At 40.6% G+C, this 17,585-nt stretch carries 16 protein-coding genes; 5 read left to right on the top strand and 11 right to left on the bottom strand.

Annotated elements, in window-relative coordinates; all coding sequences use genetic code 11:
• The first annotated feature begins 5 nt into the window (after nt 1-5).
• From OM33_RS08065 to OM33_RS08055, 3 genes are read left to right on the top strand one after another with little or no spacing between them, the layout of a single operon-like run.
• Nucleotides 6-1,163 carry a multidrug effflux MFS transporter gene (locus tag OM33_RS08065; RefSeq protein ID WP_038640704.1) on the top strand — a complete coding sequence of 386 codons (1,158 nt, stop codon included), beginning with the start codon at nt 6-8 and terminating at the stop codon, nt 1,161-1,163.
• Between the two features lie 8 nt (nt 1,164-1,171).
• Nucleotides 1,172-1,807: a LysE family translocator gene (locus OM33_RS08060; RefSeq protein ID WP_038640703.1), complete on the top strand. Its 636-nt coding sequence runs from the start codon at nt 1,172-1,174 to the stop codon at nt 1,805-1,807.
• Nucleotides 1,808-1,818: 11 nt separating this feature from the next.
• Nucleotides 1,819-2,277, top strand: a complete 459-nt coding sequence (locus OM33_RS08055; RefSeq protein WP_038640701.1) for a methylglyoxal synthase — start codon at nt 1,819-1,821, stop codon at nt 2,275-2,277.
• A gap of 9 nt (nt 2,278-2,286) precedes the next feature.
• Here the strand turns inward: OM33_RS08055 and OM33_RS08050 are convergent, their stop codons facing one another.
• From OM33_RS08050 to OM33_RS08040, 3 genes are read right to left on the bottom strand one after another with little or no spacing between them, the layout of a single operon-like run.
• Nucleotides 2,287-3,111: a DNA ligase gene (locus OM33_RS08050; protein ID WP_052140940.1), complete on the bottom strand. Its 825-nt coding sequence runs from the start codon at nt 3,109-3,111 to the stop codon at nt 2,287-2,289.
• 48 nt (nt 3,112-3,159) lie between these two features.
• Complete coding sequence (locus OM33_RS08045; protein WP_038640697.1) at nt 3,160-3,816, bottom strand: HAD family hydrolase; 657 nt, start codon at nt 3,814-3,816, stop codon at nt 3,160-3,162.
• 1 nt (nt 3,817) lies between these two features.
• The gene (locus tag OM33_RS08040) at nt 3,818-4,117 is read right to left on the bottom strand and encodes a hypothetical protein (RefSeq protein WP_038640694.1); all 300 of its coding nucleotides are present in this window, start codon (nt 4,115-4,117) and stop codon (nt 3,818-3,820) included.
• A gap of 144 nt (nt 4,118-4,261) precedes the next feature.
• Between OM33_RS08040 and OM33_RS08035 the strand changes: the two genes are divergently transcribed.
• On the top strand, nt 4,262-5,155 hold the full coding sequence (locus OM33_RS08035) for a hypothetical protein (RefSeq protein ID WP_038640692.1): 894 nt from the start codon (nt 4,262-4,264) through the stop codon (nt 5,153-5,155).
• Nucleotides 5,156-5,235: 80 nt separating this feature from the next.
• On the opposite strand, the gene OM33_RS08030 is transcribed toward OM33_RS08035, so the two are convergent.
• The 3 genes from OM33_RS08030 to putP form a co-directional block, all read right to left on the bottom strand.
• Nucleotides 5,236-7,491 carry a TonB-dependent receptor gene (locus tag OM33_RS08030; RefSeq protein WP_038640690.1) on the bottom strand — a complete coding sequence of 752 codons (2,256 nt, stop codon included), beginning with the start codon at nt 7,489-7,491 and terminating at the stop codon, nt 5,236-5,238.
• Nucleotides 7,492-7,913: 422 nt separating this feature from the next.
• Entirely contained in the window at nt 7,914-9,521 is a 1,608-nt protein-coding gene (locus OM33_RS08025; RefSeq protein WP_052140939.1) for a mechanosensitive ion channel family protein, read from the bottom strand.
• A 27-nt stretch (nt 9,522-9,548) separates the two neighbouring features.
• On the bottom strand, nt 9,549-11,030 hold the full coding sequence (gene putP, locus OM33_RS08020) for a sodium/proline symporter PutP (protein WP_038640687.1): 1,482 nt from the start codon (nt 11,028-11,030) through the stop codon (nt 9,549-9,551).
• Between the two features lie 249 nt (nt 11,031-11,279).
• On the opposite strand from putP, the gene OM33_RS08015 reads away from it, so the two are divergent.
• A complete protein-coding gene (locus tag OM33_RS08015) occupies nt 11,280-12,503 on the top strand; it encodes an EAL and HDOD domain-containing protein (protein WP_038640685.1) in 1,224 nt (407 codons plus the stop codon).
• 59 nt (nt 12,504-12,562) lie between these two features.
• Here the strand turns inward: OM33_RS08015 and OM33_RS08010 are convergent, their stop codons facing one another.
• From OM33_RS08010 to OM33_RS07990, 5 genes are all read right to left on the bottom strand, one after another.
• Nucleotides 12,563-13,273: an MlaA family lipoprotein gene (locus OM33_RS08010; RefSeq protein ID WP_038643169.1), complete on the bottom strand. Its 711-nt coding sequence runs from the start codon at nt 13,271-13,273 to the stop codon at nt 12,563-12,565.
• Nucleotides 13,274-13,345: 72 nt separating this feature from the next.
• Nucleotides 13,346-14,605 carry a c-type cytochrome biogenesis protein CcmI gene (ccmI, locus tag OM33_RS08005; protein WP_038640683.1) on the bottom strand — a complete coding sequence of 420 codons (1,260 nt, stop codon included), beginning with the start codon at nt 14,603-14,605 and terminating at the stop codon, nt 13,346-13,348.
• The gene (locus tag OM33_RS08000) at nt 14,602-15,060 is read right to left on the bottom strand and encodes a cytochrome c-type biogenesis protein (protein WP_038640682.1); all 459 of its coding nucleotides are present in this window, start codon (nt 15,058-15,060) and stop codon (nt 14,602-14,604) included. Before OM33_RS08000 ends, ccmI begins: the two co-directional genes overlap by 4 nt.
• Complete coding sequence (locus OM33_RS07995; RefSeq protein ID WP_038640680.1) at nt 15,060-15,629, bottom strand: redoxin family protein; 570 nt, start codon at nt 15,627-15,629, stop codon at nt 15,060-15,062. The genes OM33_RS08000 and OM33_RS07995 overlap by 1 nt, the downstream gene beginning before the upstream one ends.
• The gene (locus OM33_RS07990; RefSeq protein ID WP_038640678.1) at nt 15,626-17,584 is read right to left on the bottom strand and encodes a heme lyase CcmF/NrfE family subunit; all 1,959 of its coding nucleotides are present in this window, start codon (nt 17,582-17,584) and stop codon (nt 15,626-15,628) included. The genes OM33_RS07995 and OM33_RS07990 overlap by 4 nt, the downstream gene beginning before the upstream one ends.
• Nucleotide 17,585 lies beyond the last annotated feature (1 nt).

Below are 17,585 nucleotides of genomic sequence, written 5' to 3'. Positions count from 1 at the left end.
TAACTATGCTGAAACTCGCCCTTGTATTGCTTGTTATCTTTTGCCCTTTAGCAATCGATCTTTATCTACCTGCCATGCCCCTCATGGCCACAGAACTGAGTAGTTCAATTACTCATATCCAAACGAGTATTACCGCATTTATGGTATGCGTTGGCTTGGCACAATTAATTTTAGGCCCTCTAAGCGATCGATTTGGCCGTAGAAAAATCGCCATCTTCGGTGTGGTCACCTACTTCATTGGTGCACTATTCGCTGCATCTGCTGAAACCGTATCTTTATTAATCATCGCTCGAATTATTCAAGGTGTGGGCGCTGCAGCAACCTTTGTCAGTACTTTTGCTTTAGTGCGGGACAACTATAATGCGAATAAAAGTGCGCAAGTAATCTCTTACTTAAATGGCATTGTCTGTTTTATCCCTGCATTAGCGCCAATTTTAGGCGCATGGCTTACAGTACAATTTGGTTGGCAAAGTAACTTCTACTTTTTAGCTAGTTTTGCGCTGGTAAGTTTACTAATACTGATTTTTGCAATTCCAAAAAAGGCTTCTAATACCCCACAAGGAAAGCATCAAGCAAAAGTATCGTACTGGCAAATTTTCTCTCACCCTACTTTTTTATTTAATGCCACCATATGTATGTTGTCTATGAGTGCAATTTTGGCATTTGTTGCCCAAGCTCCCAACTATTTAATGACGCAACAAGGACTGGATGAAAAAAGTTTTACCTTTTGGTTTGGCATTAACGCAACGGTGAGCATAATAGGCAGCTTTCTCGCACCGCAATTAATCAAAAAAGCCACCTCATTGGCACTTATGATTGGCCTACTATTAATGATCTCTGCAGGTTGCTTAGTGATAGCATTTCAGCTGGCATTCACGAATGTCACAAGTTTTATGATTGCCATCTTTATCGGTTCAATTGGTTTTGCCTTTTCAATGGGCGCTGCAGCAGGTAATGCTTTAGCACCTTTTAAACAAAATGCAGGTAAAGCATCGGCATTACTGGGGATGATGCAAATGAGTGGAGCAGGCCTAATTGTTAGCCTAACTCAGTATTTACCTATTGCTATTCCCTATATTATTGCATGCCATTTATTAAGTGTTTTGCCTTTTCTAATTCGCTTGAAACAGCATGATAATGAACCTCTGGCCGCTTACAGTTAAAACTCGTTATGATTAATTTTGAATCGCTATTATCGTTTGTCACTCTTAGTTTTTTGCTAGCCGTTTCACCCGGCCCGTCTAACGCTTTTTTGATGGCGCAAACTTTTGCAAAAGGTAAAACTGCCGGTATGCAAACTGCCTTTGGCTTTGCAACAGCGGGCGTAGTACACACAATTTTAGCCGTTGCAGGCTTGAGTGTAATTTTAAAAACATCAGAAATAGCCTATCAAACCGTACTTTGGGTTGGCGCTTTGTACTTAGTGTATCTTGGAGTAACGAGTATTATTGATAGTTTGCGCCCTCCCGAAGAGATCCATTGTGAACTGTCGGGTAAAAAAGAGAAAAACATTTTCGTTCAAGCCATGCTGACTGAAATATTCAACCCTAAAGTGGCTCTATTCTTTCTGGCGTTTATTCCACAATTTGCTGACAGCACATTAGCGACGCCTGTCTGGCTACAGTTATTAATTTTTGGTTTACTCTACCCTATTTTAGCGTTTCCAATTGACGTTATGTATGTGAAGAGCGGCAATAAAATTGCAGGTTACTTCAAGCATCATCCAAGTGCGCAACAATGGATTGACCGCATTGCCGGTGGTATTTTTATTTTATTAGGGTTACGCTTGATACTTGAAGTTTTTTAAGGTGTTAACAAATGGAACAAATTATCACTGCAATTCCAGCAAAGAAAAGCATCGCATTAGTCGCACATGACGGTAAAAAAGCCGCATTAAGCGCGTGGTGTGAAAAACATAAATCGATTCTTGCAGCGCATAATTTATACGGCACCGGCACTACAGGCCACCTCATTGAGAAAACAACAGGGCTACAAGTCGAGAAGCTCTTGAGCGGCCCGATGGGTGGTGATCAACAACTTGGTGCCAAAATCGCTGAGCATGAAGTGAACCTACTTATCTTCTTTTGGGATCCCTTAGCTTCCCAGCCACACGACCCTGACGTAAAAGCACTTTTAAGATTGGCTGCCGTTTGGAATATCCCCGTCGCTTGTAACGAGGCAACAGCAGATATGTTGATTGCCAGTCAGATGATGTCGGAGCAAATCGACCGCACTATTCCTGATTATCATAACTACTTGGCAAATCGCCTCGACTAAACATTGTGGTTATTCACGCTGTCTAACACGTAAAAACCGTGCAAATCGTGGTTTGCCATATTTGGTAAACCCATTATAACGATAAGTAACTTGACTGCCGATAACTGGGGGCTTTTTTCTTAACGCATCAGATAAACCACTGCCAAGTTTTATTTGCTCACCACTTTTAAGCTCAACAATCAGCGCACCAACCATTCCTTGATATTTACCTTTGCCGGCACTGTAACCTACTATGATCCCTTCGGCGTCTTGATAAGGTTTATATTTGAGTAAGTGAGCACTTCGTCCATTACTAAATCGAGCCTGTTTTGCATGTAGAATAACCCCTTCAGCACCTTGCTTTAAACGTGCTTGGTAGAAGCGCTCTAATTGCGATTCATCACTGAACTGGTGTTGTTCGACTGCCGCAAGGTAGTCAGAGTCTGTCTCAAGAATTGCTGCGAGGTAATTTTGATAACGGATAGAAAACACGTTTTCATTATCTGGCATATCAAAAACAAAAAATTTTATTTTTCGCCAAGCTGCTTGGTTCGGTTTTTTATCTAAAACGGTACTGGCGATAAACTCAAAATCATTATGCTGACTCCATAGTTCTCCATCGAGCCATTTATTTGGCCAGTTTTTAGTAAACCAGCTCGGTGCATAAATTTTATTTCCATTACGGGTAACAAGCTGTTGATTACGCCAAATAGCTCTTACACCATCTAGTTTTTCGCTAACTAAGTACTCGCTTACACCTTGTCTCTGATAAGTTTTTGCCAGTTGAACTTCTACGGCAAATGTATGTTCAAAGCAAAAAATTAAAGAAAAGAACAAAAGAAGTTTAAGAGCCATGATTTCCTCCTTGAAATTAGATCGGCTCTTATAAGTGTATCGGATTATTTAGAGTTTGCTGGCGATCAGCGCTTTAACAGCTGTTAAATCTTTACAGCGAAGGTCTACATGCGAAAAATCAGATGACATAGTGTATTTATTTGGCACAACCACAGTAAATAGACCCGCAGCCTTGGCACTTGTTGACCCCGCCACAGTATCTTCAATAGCAAGGCCGGATTCAGCTGTTAAAGCAAACTGTGCTATTGCCAATTGATAAGGCTCAGGATGTGGTTTTGGCAACTCAACATCATCTCGGGTATAAATCACATCAAAAAATGGCGTTAAATTATGGCCTGACAAAATAGCGGTGGCTTCCGCTTTTGCACTGCCAGTCACCAATGCCAATTTTAAACCTTGCTTTTTACACCACGTCAGTAAGTCTTTTGCCCCTGGCAATAATTCTGGTAGCTGGTTTTTTGAGATATCAGAAAAAACCACATGCTTGAGATTGGCAAGTGCACTTGGCGTAATCTCTAAACCATGTTCGCTAACAATGGTTTTAGCTGCTTCAAGAGTCGGCTTTCCAGCATACTGCTGGCAAAATTCATCTTCACTAAAAGAGAGTCCATATTCAGTCAGTACTTTATTCCAGCTCACCGCATGTAAGTGCTCTGAATCAACCAAAGTGCCGTCTAGATCAAAATAAATCGCCAGCAAAGACATGTTAGTTTTGCTCTTGTAATGCTTCTGGTACTGGTGATGAAGCTAGTTCACCACTTTCCACTTCAATTAATTCGTAACCTCGTGCTAGGCGCTTTACTGTCAGCACAGGTTTATCCAATGCTTGCTTTTGACGCTCAAGATCTTGTGACAACCCCTCAAGCGTTGTGCCAAAAGAGCCTTCTGCCGTTTCAGACCAGTTTACCGCTTTACCATTAATATTGTATTCAACCACGTGTACTTGAAATAAGGTACCCTCTTCACTCGGGCATTCAATGACACGATAATTCCAAAATGCAGACATAATAATTTCCTCGTATTAAGGGCGCAGACTTTAGCATATTTTAAATATTTATAAAGTAGTTGAAAACGGCTCACAGACAAGGCTTGCATAATTATTCTTAAACTGGTTGTATAGTGAATATCTAAGCAGTTTTATGTAGATAGTATGTGGTTACAAAAAATTTTAGTAGTATGCTTATTGGTCGTTTTCACTGTTTCCAGTGGCAATGTTTATAGTCAAAACCCTATCACTGTTCCGGTGTTAATTGCCGAAGATGTAAAACTTCATTTAGAACGATTAAGTAAACAGACGGATATTTTAGCACTTAATGATTTTTCTCAGCTCCCACAGGGCCGCGATTTAGTCGATGTCATTTTGCTTAATCAAGCACTCCACCTTGGTAAGTGCAATTGTCGTTTAGTGTATTTTGATAATTCTGTGTATGGCCGCAACATCGATTTACTCAATAGTGGAAAATTTGCTATGAGTGCAGATACCCTTTGGTTATCTGATATTCAAGCACATCCAGAGTCACTCATCGCTAGCCATGTTGTTATCAAAAAGGGTGACTATGATGTCGGTTTATATACGTCCAAGGGCAATGAAAAAGCACTTAAGGCGAAAAATACTGATGACATTTCTAAACTTACAGCCATATCAAATCGTTTTTGGACAGCAGATTGGCAGGCCATTAACCAATTAAAACCGAATAAACTTGCTCATATTGAGTCGTTCCCGAATATGAAGCGATTAGTTAAAAGCGAAATTGCAGACTACACCTTAATCCACTTTAGAGTTGATGAAGATGATCTAAGCTATGAGGAGATGTTGCCCATTCCCAATATAAAGGCTGTTTTATGGGATAGCCGCCATTTTGCAATATCATCTCATTTCCCTAACTCTCAGCATATTGCTAATGCTATTAATGCTGGCCTGAAGCTGTTACATAAACAAAATAAAATTACAGCGGCATATCAATCTGTTGGTATTAATCACCCAGTTACTGCAAATTGGGAGGTCCTGAATATTAACCCAGATGATAATTTAAATGGATTATGAGGAACCGCTATTAGCAGCTATTTAGCAAATAAAAAAAGCCCATCAAATGATGGGCTTTTTAATATACTTAAAGAGTATGCTTAGAAGAATTTAGCCTTGAATTCAACGCCTACAAAGCGACCTTCATTTACAATACCCGTGTTGTTGTTGAAGTCTACACCACCAATAACAACACGTTCATCAGTTAAGTTACGGGCAAATGCTGCAACTTCATATTCGTTGTCGCCCGACGCCCAGTTATAACCAGTACGTAAGCCGCCTTCAAATAATGCTTCACCAGTGAATTCAACTGAACGGTAAAGGAAGAAATCAATTTCACTGCGGTATGACCAATCAGTGTATGCGAAGAACTCACCATCGCCAATTTCTTTACTGTAGCGAAGCGTGAAGTTTGCAATCCATTCAGGTGCATGCGGTAAACTGTTACCATCGATGCTGTAACCTTTGCCTTCAACCATTGGATCAGTAATGGTGCAACCAAAACAACCTGGCAGGTATAAAGAGTCATCTTTAAGCTCAGTGTTGTTGTAGCTTAAGTTGAATGTTGCAAATAAGTCGTCTGCAAGCACCCACTCTGAATCCATTTCAAAACCATAGCCAGTTGTTTTATCAGCATTAAGTAAACGGTTGAAGTTCGAGTCACCACCTACTGCAGTTAATTGCTGATCGTCCATCTGATAATAGAACACGGTCATATTCAAGCGGCCACGACCATCAAGAATATCTGACTTAACACCTGCTTCGATTGAGTTGATTGTTTCTGAGTCAGCAACAGTTACCTCATCACCAAACAGGATACGGCCCTGAATACTTGGGGCACGGAAGCTGTTTGCAGCACGTGCAAATAAATTTACGTCATCCGTTAACTTATAAGTTGCTGATAAATCCCATGACACATGATCATCACTAGGGTTTGCTTCACCAAATGCAGTACCTGAACCGAAAGGTCCTTGAATACGCTCTGCAACAAAGTCTTTTTCATCATCTGAATAACGAAGACCAGCAGTCACTTTTAGCGCATCGCTTAGCGTGTAATCAACTGAACCGAATAATGCCCACGCTTTAGTTTGTTGGTTTTGTACCGCATAACCATTTTGAGCGCCATTCGCCAGTGTATCGTAGCTGAAGCTTTCAATTGTTAAATCTTCATCAAAGTAAAATACACCAACTTGGTAGTTTAAATCACCACTGAAGTTGCTTGAAAGACGAAGTTCTTGAGTGATTTGATCGTGATCAGGAATCGCATCCGCACTTTCTGCTGCAAATGGAATAAAGCCGTGACCTGTTTCCATACCACAGAAACCACAACCGTAACCACCATCTACGTCAGCACGAGAAAAAATCTCAGCACTGTCCCAAGCTGAAATACTTGTGATTGTGTGATCATTTAAGTCCCACTCAAGCTTTAAGCTAACACCTTGTGTTTCAACTTGTTGCGTTGCATTCTTCGCAGCATCGTGATGCACAACATCATCTTTCCAACCCGCGCGAATTTTGTTTGAGCCCACATCCATTAGGTTGCCATAGAAAACAATCGGCTCACCATCAAGGTCGCGGTAACGGAAATTTAAAAGACCCGTGAAATCGTTGCCTTCATAAAGGAACTGAACACGTGCCGCTTTTTCGCTATAACCACCTAAAACATCTTTTTGTTCAGCACCAGGGGCTACTGTGTCGATGTAGTTATCTTTTTCTTGCCAAAGTGTCGAAACACGCATTGAGATGTTATCAGTAAGACCTGTTCCTACAGCACCCTCAAAGTCCATTGCACCACGCGTACCATATGAAAGTGATGTATATGCATCAAATTCTTGAGAAGGCTTAACTGAGTCAAACTTTACAAGACCTGCTGGCGTGTTACGTCCAAACAGCGTACCTTGAGGACCACGAAGTACTTCGATACGTTCGATGTCAAAAACAGGGAAACCTTTTAGAATAGGGTTTTCTTGAACCACATCGTCAACTACTAATGATACAGGCTGAGACGCGTTTAGATCGAAGTCAGTGTTACCTAAACCACGCACATAAAAACGTGGGAAAGTACGACCAAATGAAGACTCAACCGAAAGGCTTGGGATTTTCGCATTCATAAAACGAATATCCATACCAGCAGAGCTGTATGCATCAAGGTTATCACCTTGCAGTGCTGAGACAGCTACAGGAATTTCCTGAGCATTTTCAACACGCTTACGAGCTGTTACTTGGATTACTTCTAGTTGAGATGACGCAGCACCTGCTTCTTCACCCTGCGCAAATGCGGCACCTGATACAACTAAAGAAGAAAATAGTGAGCCTTGAATTAAATTAGCTAGCTTGGACTTTTGTAGATATTTCATGGTGGTTTAAAACCTTGTGCACTCAAAATAAAACGTTTGATTTGACCTACTTTGTTGTCATGAGCAGTGTCAAAATCATGCTTGTATCCTTTTAAAGTGAATGGCAAAGTTCAACTTTTCACGTTAATACGCGGACCCTTCAATACGAGTACTTAATACTGCGGGTTGAACAATGCCTCAACAAGCCAACCTAGTGGTTAACATGTTGTTTACACCCTTATCCATTTGCGGCAAAAATAATACAAATCACCGCCTTCTCAGAAGGACATATGCCCTTGAAAAGTTCTAGTAGATCGAATATGAAATATAGCTTAAATGGTCTTTTTTTCATCTTTTAGCAACAAAAGATGAAAAAAAGTCTAAAAAAGTACATTTAAAGAAAGGACAAATGGCCGCAAGCAGGTTACAACTGGTTTACATTCTTAAGCTTGTAACAATTCGGGAGCAGCCAATTTTAACTTATGTTGATGCAATAAATTCATGATTTCGAAGTGAAGTGTATCACTGACCTTAAGATAGGTTTCAAAATCAGTGCTTGTAATATAAGACAATACATACAACTCAACAGCAAATGGACTAAACCCCTTAAAATAAACTCGACATGGACTTTCATCAATTAATTCATGCTGTTCGAGCAGTGCTTTGAGCGCTTTATTAAACTCGCTCAATTGCGTATTCGACTGCGGCATTTCAAGCAATAACTTAGGGCGAAATGCCATTTTCTCTCGCTCGGAAAAGTTTTCAATTTCCATATCGATAAATTTGGCATTTGCAATATACACAACGGTGCGTTCAATAGTACGCACGCGGGTGGCACGTAAGCCTATCTCTTCAACCGTACCAATAAACTTGCCAATACGACATAAGTTACCAACTTTTACCGGGGTGGATGAGTACAAAGTGATTGCGCCTATTAGGTTTTCCACTGACTTTTGCGCGGCAAGGGCAACAGCTAAACCGCCAATACCTAAGCCAGCCATAATAGTGGTTGCACTAAACCCTAAGTTTTCAAGCCAGATTAGCACCGCTGCGATCACAAGGAGGGATTTAACAACATTTGCCGCAGGCCTAAGCAAATACGTCGTGTGTGTTTTCCCCTGCGCTACCAGTTTACCTGTCAATTTACTCTTCACAAGCTCTACAGTACGCCAAAGAAACCAAAGCCAAGCAAAAATTAAAATGGTTGATGCTTCTGCCACCGCTTTCACGGCAAAAGTCACATTAGACGTATCAGAAAAATTACGAGTTAATAAGGTTGCTGTTAAAAAGCTTAAAGGCGCATATAAAAAGTCTATATAAAAACTTAGTTTTATTTTGAACGCATTAAATAACTTAATTAACACCCAATAGCTCAGACAGCTAGCGACAATGTAAAGTAAAAATGTCACTGCAAAATAAAGCCATTGCCATAGCATCACCCCCATAAAGCGATAATTAGGTAAATGTTGTGATAACCATTCACCCATTTCACTGTATCCATAGTATTTATCTAAGACGGGAATTTTGGCAACAGTGGCGTTGGAGATCTTCCAAATTCGTTTATTTTCACTTGTCGGGACACGCTGTAACAATACAGGCACAGTGCCTTCGGGAGTTTCAATTGTGCCGACTAAATCACGATAGTCAGGCACATTTTCAGGTAACTTTCCCAATAAATCATTGGACAGGCCTTCAATATCAACCCACAGAGTGCGATCTAAGCTGACATGAAGTTGACGTGCGATTTCAGGCTGAGATGCAGCTGTGACTTCAAAAGGTAAGTTTCTAAAGTCCAAATATTCGGATGCTGTTTGGTAATCCTGTTGACGAGCGGCAGATAGAAACCCCTGCATACTGCTCTTAGGTGTTTCACGTCCAAATGTGTCCCAACCAACAAACGCATTTATTTCATTTGTTTGTTTCGCGGCTTGTTCAACCTCTTCTAACTCTAACAGGTCTTTTACCGTGACATCAGTTTTGGGCTCTGCAACAGCAGAACCCAAAAACATCATAAAACACACAAATAAACTGCGCCATATCACACATTTCATTACCATCTTCCCTAACTAAATTTTTGTTTAATTGTTTCGCACCTGATTAAACATGGATACCTGTTGTTCAGAAGGTTCATCTGATAAGTAACTGACGACCACAATTGCGATGCTGGCAATGATAAAACCAGGCACGATCTCATACATTAGACTACTTAGACTTTGTCCATTTACCGTAACTGGTAAGTAAATCCACAACAACACCGTCGCGGCTCCTGAGATAATCCCTGCTAGCGCCCCCTGCTTAGTCATTCGTGACCAGTACAAGCTCAAAATAACAACCGGTCCAAACGCAGCACCAAAACCAGCCCATGCATTACTGACTAAACTTAAAATAGAACTCTCTCTGTCATAAGCAAGAAATATAGCCAGCAAAGCAACCACTAATACCGAAATACGACCCACTAATACCAACTTTTCTTGTGACGCTTGTTGATTCAAAAATGCTTTGTATATGTCTTCGGTTAGTGAACTTGATGTCACTAATAATTGTGATGAGATGGTACTCATAATAGCAGCTAAAATGGCAGCCAGTAAAAAGCCTGCAATGAGAGGATGGAACAGCACTTGCGAAAGTAAAATAAAGATAGTTTCAGCGTCTTTTAATTCAATGCCAGTTTGATTTACATAAACAACACCGACAAAACCAGTCGCTAATGCGCCAATTAAAGAGACAATCATCCAGCTCATGCCTATTCGTCTTGCAATAGGTAAATCTTTAACTGAGCGAATAGCCATAAAGCGCACAATAATATGCGGTTGACCAAAATAGCCTAAGCCCCACGCCATTGCCGAGATAACGCCCAATATAGAAACACCCGATGCAAAACTTAATAACGTTGGGTTAAGTTGTTCAACGGTATCAATAGCATTTGATAAACCGCCCACTTCTGTTAGCACAACCACAGGCACCAAAACGAGCGCCAAAAACATGATGCAACCTTGCACGAAATCAGTCAGGCTCACAGCCAAAAACCCACCAAATAACGTGTAAATTACCACCACCCCAGCGGTGACATATAAGCCAAGTTCGTAACTCATACCGAAACTTGATTCAAATAACTTGCCCCCAGCTACAACACCAGATGAGGTATACAAGGTAAAAAACACAATGATAACAATTGATGAAATCACCCTCAGAATACGTTTGTCATCATTAAATCGGTTTTCGAAAAAATCCGGTAAGGTAATCGAATCATTAGCAAGCTCGGTATATGTCCGTAAGCGTGGTGCTACAATTAAATAGTTTAGATAGGCACCAATGATAAGTCCTATGCCAATCCAAGCACTGCTTAGCCCTGATAAATACATGGCTCCAGGTAGACCCATTAACATCCAGCCACTCATATCCGAAGCGCCCGCAGAAAGTGCGGTTACACTTGGGCTTAAGTTTCGGCCCCCTAACATATAACCAGATACATCACTGGTCGACTTCTTATATGCATAAAAACCAATACCTAACATTACTGCAAAATAAAGGCCTAACGAAAAGATGGTGCCAAACTCCAAGATAACTCTCCTAACATACCAAACTTGGTACTTTATTCGCATTCTCACGATGCGTACCAACTGTCATAATAATTTACTATATCAAAACATTTTTCGATTTGTTTATTAATTGCGATAAAGACAACTTGTAGTGCGAAAAATCATTTCACCTAGGAAAAAATAACCAAAAATAAGGTGAAATACACTCTTACTTATCCTATATTCAGATCATAAAAAGAACTCAAGACAACACACAGGACCTCTGCTTTTATGTATTTTTATGCAGCGAGACAACCTATTCTAAACCGCGAAAAAAAACTCATTGGTTATGAACTTCTTTTCAGAGATAGTTTAGATAATGTATTTCCTAATATAAATGAAGACGAGGCAACTTCGCGCCTTATTGAAGGAAGCCAGCTAAGCCTTGGGCTTGAAGATATGACAGGCGACAAACCTGCATTTATCAATTTTACACTTGAAACATTAGTAAAAGGTTATGCAAAAACATTAGGCACCAAAGAAGTCGTTGTCGAAATTCTAGAGACTGTGCAACCAGGTAAGCGACTTCTTGCTGCGGTAAAAGAGCTTAAAGAAATGGGTTACACCATTGCTCTTGATGATTATAAACATGCCCCAGTTTGGCGACACTTTTATCCCTTTGTCGATATCATCAAAATCGACTGGCTCGACACCTCGATTGACCAAATCAAAGAAATCATTGCACAAACCAAAGACTTTCCAAGTATTCAATTCCTGGCTGAAAAAGTAGAAACACCAGAACAATTTGAACAAGCAATGGAGCTTGGCTTCCACTATTTCCAAGGTTTTTTCTTCGCAAAACCGGAAGTAGTTCAAAGCCGTGCATTAGCACCAAACGAAATGACACTTGCAGAGTTACTGTATGAAACATCAAGCCCAGAGATGGACTTGAAAAAAGTAACGGAAGTGTTTGAGCGTGATGTCAATTTATCATACAAGCTCTTACGTTATTCAAACTCAGCAGCATTTAAACGTCGTGCCGAGATAAGCACAATCAAACAAGCACTTGTTGTGTTAGGTATTGAAGAACTTAAACGTTTTCTATCTGTGCTTTTCACCGCGCAAGTGGCTTCAGACAAGCCACCTGAGCTAATGCGTTTGTGTTTAACCCGAGCAAAGTTTGCTGAGCTTCTTTCAGAGCAAGCTGGTCAATATCAAGAGTCATCAAAAGCCTTCCTTACAGGTATGCTGTCGTTGATTGATGGTATCTTAGATCAATCAATGGAATCTGTATTGGATAAACTTCCTCTTTCGGAAGAAATCAAACTCGCGATTTTGAACCGTGAAGGGCGCTTGGCTGAGTACCTAGGATTAGTTGAGGCATATGAAATAGCGCAATGGCAAAAAGCAAAAGAAATCCAAGATAAATTAAGCTTGAACGCAGATGAAATTCCTACGGCTTATCATGATGCTCTGCAGTGGGCTAACTTACAGATGGACGCCATGAGCAAATAACAATGTTATTTAATAAAAAAACCGACGCTTAGGTCGGTTTTTTTATGCTTAAAAATTAACTATAAGTTTTCAAAAAAGTCATCATTCGCTTTTTCTTCAGTGCTCTTTTCAACTTTTGGTAATGGTGGATTACCATCATACAATTCGTATAGTTGGCGCTGAAAGTAAACGTCTTTTAAGAATAAGTATGGGTCTAATGACTCGTTTAATAATGCTTCTTGCGGAATAAGTGAGGCACGAGCTTCAAGCACCTTTATTACCCATTTACCCAAAGTCACAGGCGTGCCTAAAGATAAACTTGGCAATACAACCGCATCCATGACATCTCCTGATGCATTTCTGACAGTACTTGGCCCGTAACCTGGAAACATTAAGTAAGCGCCATCAGAAACACCCCAAACACCCAATGTTTGACCAAAGTCCTCCGTTTCTTCAACTAAACCGATTTCAGAGGCAACATCAAAAATACCAAAAATACCGACGGTTGAATTAACTAAAAATCTAGCAACATTCACCCCCGAGTTCGACACTTTTCCTTGCAATAACGAGTTTGTTGCATCAATTGGTGCATCTAAATTATTGGTAGCATTGACTAAACCACTACGAACAGGTTGTGGTGTCACTTTGGTATAACCAACAGCAACAGGTCTCAATACATATGCATCAAGCACATCCATATTGAAATCGTAAATGGGCCTGTTTACTGATTGCAGCGGATCGCGCGGATCTTCCTTCTCAGGTGGTACTTGGGCACACCCTGTTAACAGCATACTTGCAGATATGGCAAATAAAGTAACTAAGGTTTGGAATGTTTGCTTTAGCACTCAGTGTTCCTTTAAAACTTATAGTAATTTATCTATTGTCAGATTAACTTGATTAATTTGCTCAATATCAAAGCCTTGAGTATGTCCTTCAAGTTCACCTGCTTGCGTATCAACTTTATCATCAATACTAATGCGGGCTACTATTTTAACACGCTTGAACTCAGCAAAGGTCATGCCTGCAACCATGGCGTCACTTTCGGATAATGTAACGGTTAATGGGAGCTGCCATTGTGGCTTTTTAACCACTGCCAGCGGCATTGGCGGACCATTTTCTGCTTTTGCAAAAACGAATAAAACACCATTAGCAGGTAGTTGATCTTTTAATTCATCTGCAAGGGTAATATTTACCGAGACGGATAGGCCTTGTCCAACTGAATTTTGTTCAGAATTGTTAGATTGCTGCGCAACCTTAACCTTTAACTCTTCAACCCGAGCATTTAACATGGCATAACTGGGGTTAGTTTCTGACATACGCCCTAAGATAAGCTCAAATGCCGCAAGAGATTGTTGCCAATCACCACGTTCATAAGCAATTAATGCCAGCATTGAAAGTGCATCTGTATTACTCGGTTCAATCTTTAAAACCTGAGAAACCACTTTAGCCGCTTGGTTTATTGAATGATCAGCCCCCTCTAACATTAATACCTGAGCTTTACTCACCAGCGCATTAATATTATTGGCATTCATAGCTATTGCCTTATCAAATGACATATTTGCTGATTCATAATCGTTTAGCATCAGCATGATTCGTCCGAGTAGTAGCCAAGCCATTTCGTCATCACCTTGCTCTGCGAGTTTTGTGCGCAGACCAAGAGCAAGCTCTTGCATTTCATTGTTTGATAGTGGCTCGCCTTGTTGTAGCACCGCACGTTTACCAAGTTCAGGTAAGTTATCTTTCGCATCTTGCCATTGTGTCAACAAGTTGAAGCTACCCGTCATTAAATAGAACACTATACAGAATGTTAAGGTGAACAAACTCGCAGTTAATGCGATAACGGAACGATTGCCATGTTGATTAAGCTGTTGCTCCGGAGCAAGTTCCTGTAATAAAGCTTGTTTTTGCTCAACAACCGCAGTGTTATAAGCATCTTCACTTAATTTACCGGTTTCAACTTCTTGCGATAGTTCTTCTAAACGAGATTCGTAATCAGAAATACGTAAGGCATTTGCATTGGGGTTAGTTTCAATTGATTTTTCTTTGCGAATAAACGGAAAAACAACAAAGAACAAACCAAATACCACAAGAATTGCAGCATAAAAATAAAATGATGTAATCATGCTGATTCCTTATACTTTGCGATCAATGCTGCTAACTTTTGTTCATCAGCCTCACTCCATTGTGCTTTTTTCTTAGCCTGCTTTTTTTGCGTTAATAAAATAAACACAAAACCAAGCACAACAAATCCTAAAGGTAAAATCCAAAGTAATAATGTAAGTGGTGTGACAGGCGGCTTGTAGTGAACAAAGTAGCCGTAGCGATCAATCATATAATCAACTACCTGATCTTTATCATTACCCGCTTGTACCAGTTCAAGCACTTTATCACGCAGATCTTTTGCAACGACGGCATCTGAATCTGCAATATTCTGATTTTGACATTTAGGGCAACGCAGTTCAGCAGTTAATTCACGAAACAATTGCTCTTCTTGAGCGCTGTTAAACTGATATTGATTTTCTGCAGCGAACAAACTCACAGAGAAAATCGTCAATAATACGATAAATAATTTTTTCATTACTTGAGCTCTAATAACTTAGGTGCAAACTTTGCACGCCATACTCGTTCATTAATATCACCTGTGTGATGCAAGATAATTTTGCCGTTTTTATCGACTAAAAAGTGCTCTGGCGCACCAGAGACACCTAAATCTAACGCCAGTGTGCGGTTGAGGTCCAAAATGTTAAATTGATATGGGTCACCCGTGCGTGACAACATGCCCTTCACTTCACGCTGCAACGCAGCTAAATCAAAGCTATCACCGAAATCAGGGTCATAGTTTTGTTCATAGTAAAGGCCAATAATTTTCACTCCTTGACCACGTAACTTAGTAAGGTATGGCAATTCGATTAAACAGGTAGGGCACCATGTGCCCCATACATTCAATAAATAAACGTCACCAAGTAGATCTTTATCTGTCCAGCGCTTATTCTCATCCATTAAATCTGGCAAGTTGAACGCTGGCATCGTTTGACCTAATCGACCCGTTTCAATTTCTTTTGGGTTACCAAATAAGCCTTTTAATAAAAATACGCAAAGCACGGCAAAAATAATAAAAGGTACCAACATTAACGTTTTATTTTTCATGCCGTTACTCCTTTCATCTCAGAAGCCACACTCGCTTTACGACGATAACGTTTATCGAGCATCATAATGACACCGGCAAGTGCCATCAGTAATCCACCCAGCCACATCCAGCGTACAAACGGTTTTTCATAAATACGCAACGCCCACGCGCCGTTACTTAATTGTTCGCCAAGAGCGAGGTACAAATCACGACTTAATTTGGCGTCAATTGCAGCCTCTGTCATCACTTGCATTCCCACATCATACTGACGTTTTTCCGCGTAAAGTTCTGTTACTTTTTGCTCGTCTTTAAATACAGTGACAACCCCTGCATGCCCTTTATAATTAGGCCCTACAATCGCTTTTACGCCTTCAAAACGATAGCTGTATTCATTTAGCTGTGTTTGCTCACCTGGGTTTACTTTAACTTGTTTCTCAACTGAGTACGCCGAGGTTAACGTAACGCCTAACACCACACAGGCAAAGCCTAAATGTGCAGTGTGCATAGCCCAAAAACTGTTACCCAATTTAGTGATAGAGGCGCCCTCTTTGCTAAGCTTATCAAGCAAATCAATAACCACGGTTAAACTCACCCATAGCGCAAAAAACACGCCCACTAATGTCGTGGTCGATACATTTTCATAACTTGAGTAAAGCCATGCAAATGTAATAACCGAGGTCACAATTAATGCACCTATCAACTTTTTAGTGAGATGTGAAAACTTGTTTTGCTTCCAGCGCAACATTGGACCTAAGCCCAATAACAATGCAAATGGCGCAAGTAAATAAAAGAACATTTGATTGAAGAAAGGCACACCAATAGAAATTGTACCTAAGCCTAGTTCTTTATGAACCATCGGCAGTAATGTGCCAAGCAGTACAATCAGGGTTGCAACACAAAGCAGTAAGTTATTCAGCCAAAGTGCAACCTCACGTGACAAAACTTTATAGCGCGATGACGATTCAACCGTACCTGCGCGCAAGCCATACAGGAGTAAACTGCCGCCCACCACCAGAGCTAAGAATGACAAGATAAATGAACCTCGCCCAGGATCTGTGGTAAATGCGTGTACAGATACAATAATGCCAGAACGTACAATAAAGGTACCGAGTAAGGTCAAAGAGAATGCAGCAATAGCCAAAAGCACTGTCCACGATTTAAAGACACCTCGTTTTTCAGTCACTGCGAGTGAGTGGATCAATGCGGTTGCGACTAACCATGGCATTAAAGATGCGTTTTCAACTGGATCCCAGAACCACCAGCCGCCCCAGCCTAATTCAGCATAAGCCCACCATGAGCCAATTGTGATACCTAATGTTAAAAACAACCATGCAGCCATGGTCCAAGGACGTGACCATTTTGCCCATGTATTATCGAGTTTACCCATTAATAGTGCTGCAATCGCAAAAGCAAATGACACAGATAAGCCAACATAACCCATGTACAGTAATGGCGGGTGAATGATCATACCTGGATCTTGTAATAAAGGATTTAAATCATGCCCTTCGATTGGATAATACGGTAGTAAGCGCTCAAATGGGCTCGACATTAATAGGGTATATAGAATAAAACCAAGGCCTAAAAAGCCAAGAATAGACAGTACGCGCGCGCGTAATTGCCATGGCAATGATTTAGAAGCAAATGCAACAATGGCAGTCCAGCCTGTTTGCATTAATACCCAAAGCAGTACCGCGCCTTCATGACCACCCCAAGTAGAGGTTACTTTGTAATACCATGGCAAGGTTGTACTGCTGTGGCTGGCAACATAAGCAACCGTGAAGTCATCTATCAAGGTTACATAAATTAATATACCAAATGAAATCGCAGTGAAAAGAAACTGCGCCAAAGCAAATGCTGGGGCGCTTTGCATTAGGCGCAAGTTGCCTTTAACTGCACCCACCATAGGGTAAACACTCAGAAGTATCGAAAACGCCAATGCCAACGTTAACGATAAATAACCTAATTCAGCAATCATA

It is taken from the genome of Pseudoalteromonas piratica (assembly GCF_000788395.1).
GTDB lineage: Bacteria > Pseudomonadota > Gammaproteobacteria > Enterobacterales > Alteromonadaceae > Pseudoalteromonas > Pseudoalteromonas piratica.
Note: the sequence above shows the minus strand (reverse complement) of the source record. Positions and strands in the feature narration are given on the sequence as shown.

Excerpts from the sequence above, each read along its gene's own strand:
- OM33_RS08015 (WP_038640685.1), top strand. The coding sequence starts at position 11,280 with ATGTATTTTTATGCAGCGAGACAACCTATTCTAAACCGCGAAAAAAAA.
- OM33_RS08030 (WP_038640690.1), bottom strand. The coding sequence starts at position 7,491 with ATGAAATATCTACAAAAGTCCAAGCTAGCTAATTTAATTCAAGGCTCA.
- OM33_RS08000 (WP_038640682.1), bottom strand. The coding sequence starts at position 15,060 with ATGAAAAAATTATTTATCGTATTATTGACGATTTTCTCTGTGAGTTTG.
- OM33_RS07990 (WP_038640678.1), bottom strand. The coding sequence starts at position 17,584 with ATGATTGCTGAATTAGGTTATTTATCGTTAACGTTGGCATTGGCGTTT.
- OM33_RS08045 (WP_038640697.1), bottom strand. The coding sequence starts at position 3,816 with ATGTCTTTGCTGGCGATTTATTTTGATCTAGACGGCACTTTGGTTGAT.
- ccmI (WP_038640683.1), bottom strand. The coding sequence starts at position 14,605 with ATGATTACATCATTTTATTTTTATGCTGCAATTCTTGTGGTATTTGGT.
- OM33_RS08040 (WP_038640694.1), bottom strand. The coding sequence starts at position 4,117 with ATGTCTGCATTTTGGAATTATCGTGTCATTGAATGCCCGAGTGAAGAG.
- OM33_RS08035 (WP_038640692.1), top strand. The coding sequence starts at position 4,262 with ATGTGGTTACAAAAAATTTTAGTAGTATGCTTATTGGTCGTTTTCACT.
- OM33_RS08060 (WP_038640703.1), top strand. The coding sequence starts at position 1,172 with ATGATTAATTTTGAATCGCTATTATCGTTTGTCACTCTTAGTTTTTTG.
- OM33_RS08010 (WP_038643169.1), bottom strand. The coding sequence starts at position 13,273 with ATGCTGTTAACAGGGTGTGCCCAAGTACCACCTGAGAAGGAAGATCCG.
- OM33_RS08050 (WP_052140940.1), bottom strand. The coding sequence starts at position 3,111 with ATGGCTCTTAAACTTCTTTTGTTCTTTTCTTTAATTTTTTGCTTTGAA.
- OM33_RS08025 (WP_052140939.1), bottom strand. The coding sequence starts at position 9,521 with ATGAAATGTGTGATATGGCGCAGTTTATTTGTGTGTTTTATGATGTTT.
- OM33_RS08065 (WP_038640704.1), top strand. The coding sequence starts at position 6 with ATGCTGAAACTCGCCCTTGTATTGCTTGTTATCTTTTGCCCTTTAGCA.
- OM33_RS07995 (WP_038640680.1), bottom strand. The coding sequence starts at position 15,629 with ATGAAAAATAAAACGTTAATGTTGGTACCTTTTATTATTTTTGCCGTG.
- OM33_RS08055 (WP_038640701.1), top strand. The coding sequence starts at position 1,819 with ATGGAACAAATTATCACTGCAATTCCAGCAAAGAAAAGCATCGCATTA.